The following is a 3,892-nucleotide window of genomic DNA, read 5'->3' as shown; positions in this document are numbered from 1 at the left end:
TGACGAAACCGACCATCACCGACCGGGGCACGAAGCGCATGAGCTTGGCCACGCCCAGCGCGCCCAGGATCACCTGGAAGACGCCGCCGAGGATGACGGCCGCGATCAGGTAGCCGAGGCCGTACTCGTGGTTGAGCGGCGCTATGACCAGGGCCATCGCACCCGTCGCGGCGGAGATCATCGCCTTGCGACCACCGACGACCGAGATGACGACGGCCATGGTGAAGGAGGCGAACAGGCCGACCGCCGGGTCGACCCCGGCGATGATGGAGAAGGAGATCGCCTCGGGAATCAGGGCCAGGGCGACCACCAGGCCGGCCAGCACCTCGGTACGCAGGACCTTCGGAGACTCGAGCCAGTCCGGCTTGGACAGGCGGAACTTCGGGGCCGCGGGCAGCAGTGAGGACATGCAACCGTTTCTGTTCAGGTGCGCATCCATGCCGCTGAACGCACACGCGTCGTACTGATTCCGCAAAGGGACGGGATCCTCCGGCGGCCCAGCCACCTCAGCGGGGGCCTTGCCGGACAGGACGGCAACCATACGGCTACCGTTCGGGCATCATTGCCCGGAAGTCTGCGGGGGCCGCCGGAGCCCGGTCGGGGTCCGGGCTACGGCCCGGTCGCCTCTACCGTGTACTGGACAACAGAGACGAGCACGCACAGGACTCTACCCTGACGTCATGGCAGAGTGCGACTCGCGGCTTGTGAAACCCAGGTAAACAAGGCCCGGAGACCCGTGATTGATCTCACGTACCGTTGATCACTTCACAGTTTCGGAACCATCCGGATATCAGAAGGAGCAGGCGCAGCGATGAGTGAGCGGCAGATGCAGATCGGTGAGGTGGCCGAGCGGACCGGTTTGTCTCTGCGCACCATCCGGCACTACGAGGAAGTGGGCCTGGTGATCCCGTCGGCCCGCAGCAAGGGCGGCTTCCGGCTGTACACGGAGTCCGACGTCGAGCGCCTGATGGTGATCCGCCGGATGAAGCCGCTGGACTTCTCCCTGGAGGAGATGCGGGACCTGCTGGACATCACCGACCGGCTCGCCGCCACCGAGAAGCGGCCCGTCGGTGAGGAACTCGAGCGTCTGCAGGAGCGGCTGGACTCCTACCGCAAGGTGACCGACGCCCGCTGCGAGACCCTGCGGGCCCGGCTGGAGATGGCCGAGGACTTCGCCACCACACTCCGCCGCCGGCTCCAGCCGGACGCCCGCCCGGGCACCTGAACCACTCCGGCCCCGATCACGGCCGTGCCGGTGATGTGCGGACCCGCGAGACCGGCATGCGATCAGTCTCGCGGGCTGCGGCCGGTGCCGCCTCGGGACGACAGCGCCGGGGCTCCGCCTCTGTGGCCCGAGGCGGAACGAACGGCGGCATCCCGACCATCCAACTCTCACCTTACGCAAGAGTCTGCTTACCGGGAAGTGGCCCGCATGGTGGGCGAACTCGATCACGGCTTGACGTGACGGTAGAGTTGGCGGCGTCGAAGGCGCCCACTGGACAGGCCCTTCGGCGCGGCGGCCCCGGGTCGGTCTCCATAGGTACGCATGGCCCGGGGCCGCCTTCACCAGAGCCGCTCACCACAGGCGGACGGCCGGATACGGAACCAGTCACCACGGGCACCCGGCAGCGTGCGCGCGGCGGCCTTCACCGTACAGACCGGTGACACGGGCACCAGAGCCGCTCACCACAGGCGGACGGCCGGATACGGAACCCACCACGGGCACCCGGCAGCGTGCGCGCGGCGGCCTTCGCCGTACAGACCGGTGACACGGGTACCGGCCGCATGTTCAGTCGGCGGTCGAAACCAAGACGGAGCCCAGCGACGGCAGTCGGTGGCATCGGCCCGACCGTGCGGCCTCTGCCATGAAGGCGGCCCAGGTCCGCCGGACGATCGGCACCCTGCGCAGCGGGCTGCACGGCAGTCGGCCGTCCAGCCCGCTGGGTCGCCTGTCCGGGCCCGGCCGTGGTCAGTGTGTCGCGGTCTCGTACGGCCAGTGGCCGCGGGTGCGGGGCATCTTCGCCTGTCCGGCCGTGGTGGTGCGTACGGCGAGGATCTGGTTGACGCCGATGCCGTTGCGCTCGAAGGCCAGCGCGGACGCGGCCATGTACAGGCGCCAGACCCGGGCGCGGCCGGCCGTGGTGAGGCGTACGGCCTCGGGCCAGTTCTGCTCCAGGTTGGCCACCCAGGCGCGCAGGGTGTGGGCGTAGTGCTCGCGCAGCGCTTCCACGTCTCGTACCTCGAAGCCGGCGTCTTCGAGGAGCGCGGTGGTGGTGGCGACGGGTGCGAGTTCACCGTCGGGGAAGACGTAGCGGTCGATGAACTCGTCGATCTCGTAGGTGCTTTCGTCCTTCAGAGGGCGGCGGGAGATCTGGTGGTTGAGGAGTCGCCCGCCGGGTTTGAGGAGTTGGCGCAGCGTCTCGGCGTAGAGGCGGAACTGCGGGGATCCGACGTGCTCGGCCATGCCGATGGAGGAGATCGCGTCGTAGGGGCCGTCCTCGATCTCGCGGTAGTCCTGGACGCGGATCTCGGCCCGGTCGGTGTATCCCGCGTCGGCGAGGCGTTTGCGGGCGAGACCGGCCTGTTCCTCGGAGATGGTCACTCCGACCGCTTCGACCCCGTAGTGCTCGACGGCGTGCAGCACCATCGAACCCCAGCCGCAGCCCACGTCGAGGAGCCGCTGGCCGGGCCGCAGGCCGAGTTTGCGGCAGATCAGGTCGAGCTTGGCACGCTGGGCGTCTTCCAGGGTCGCCTCCGGGCTCTCCCAGTAGCCGCACGAGTAGACCATGGAAGGGCCCAAGACCAGGGAGTAGAAGTCGTTGCCGACGTCGTAGTGGTGGCTGATGGCGTCGCGGTCGCGGCGCAGACTGTGCAGCGGACCGCGGCGGGAGCCGGCCTCCTCGGGCGGTGGCGCCGGGGGGAGGGCGGGTCCCGCCAGCGCGAGGGCCTCGGCTGCCAGCCGCACGTTCCTCGGATCGCGCAGCGCGGCGAGCGCGCCGAGGACGGCGTGCCGCTTCGGTCCACTCTCTCCCCGGTCCCAGACAACGCCGGCCATCCGCTCCAGCGCCTCGTAGAGGTCACCGTCGATGTCGACTTCGCCGGCCACCCAGGCGCGGGCCCAGCCGAGTTCGCCGGGCTTCCAGGCCAGGCGGTGCAGGGCGCGTCGGTCGCGGACGACCAGGACGGGGCCCTCGGCCGGACCGGCCTCGCTGCCGTCCCAGGCGCGCAGCCGCAGCGGCAGCGGTCTTCCCACCGCCTGCCTCACCAGTTCCGCCAGCCGCGTGGCCGCGTCAGTCATGATCCAAACCTCCAGGATGGTCAGCGCTGCCCAGAGCGGGGCGCTGGTGGAAGACGCCGGGGCAACCGGGCCGAGCGAACAGATTTCAGGTGTGCACCACGTGCTCAGGACCGGCCGAGAGGTGGTCCGGGCGGGAGCCGGGTGCGCCGCGGTGCTTCCGCGATCGCGTGGGCGATCGGTGTCGCGGCGCGGGGCCGGGACATGACGGTCACCAGGTCAGGCGTCGGGATGCGCGCGGGCCGGGCCCGGAGCTGGTCAGGGCATGGTCCCGGGTCCGGCCCGCGCACACATGGCCGCCCCCTCCCGCACCGCGTGGTCCGCGGGAGGAGGGGCGGCCGGTCTCAGTGGCTGGCGGTGAGCTGGCCGGCCAGCTTGTCGTGCATCTCCGCGCTGGACTTGTTCAGGCCCACGATGGTGACCTTCTTGCCCCGCTGGGCGTACTTGGTCTCGATCGCGTCCAGGGCGGCTACGGAGGAGGCGTCCCAGATGTGGGCGTCGGTCAGGTCGATGACCACGTCGTCCGGATCGCCCCGGTAGTCGAACTGGTAGACGAGGTCGTTGGAGGAGGCGAAGAACAGCTCGCCGGTGACCGCG

At 70.1% G+C, this 3,892-nt stretch carries 4 protein-coding genes; 1 reads left to right on the top strand and 3 read right to left on the bottom strand.

The window, feature by feature from the left end; genetic code table 11:
- The coding region (locus tag RB628_RS39775) for a SulP family inorganic anion transporter (RefSeq protein ID WP_318325525.1) at positions 1 to 409 on the bottom strand (409 nt) is incomplete at its 3' end.
- A 402-nt stretch (positions 410 to 811) separates the two neighbouring features.
- Here RB628_RS39775 and RB628_RS39770 point away from each other — a divergent pair.
- Positions 812 to 1,225: a MerR family transcriptional regulator gene (locus tag RB628_RS39770; RefSeq protein WP_318325524.1), complete on the top strand. Its 414-nt coding sequence runs from the start codon at positions 812 to 814 to the stop codon at positions 1,223 to 1,225.
- Between the two features lie 744 nt (positions 1,226 to 1,969).
- Here the strand turns inward: RB628_RS39770 and RB628_RS39765 are convergent.
- Positions 1,970 to 3,298 (bottom strand): cyclopropane-fatty-acyl-phospholipid synthase family protein, encoded by a 1,329-nt coding sequence (locus RB628_RS39765; protein ID WP_318325523.1) that lies wholly within the window; start codon positions 3,296 to 3,298, stop codon positions 1,970 to 1,972.
- 341 nt (positions 3,299 to 3,639) lie between these two features.
- Positions 3,640 to 3,892: STAS domain-containing protein (locus tag RB628_RS39760; RefSeq protein WP_318325522.1), on the bottom strand; the 253-nt coding region annotated here is incomplete at its 5' end.

The organism is Streptomyces sp. ADMS (assembly GCF_033441795.1).
Classification (GTDB): Bacteria; Actinomycetota; Actinomycetes; order Streptomycetales; family Streptomycetaceae; genus Streptomyces.
The sequence above is the reverse complement of the archived record's forward strand: the minus strand, read 5'-3'. Positions and strand labels throughout refer to the sequence as shown.

Coding starts and splice junctions, on each gene's coding strand:
- RB628_RS39770 (WP_318325524.1), top strand. CDS start 812: ATGAGTGAGCGGCAGATGCAGATCGGTGAGGTGGCCGAGCGGACCGGT.
- RB628_RS39765 (WP_318325523.1), bottom strand. CDS start 3,298: ATGACTGACGCGGCCACGCGGCTGGCGGAACTGGTGAGGCAGGCGGTG.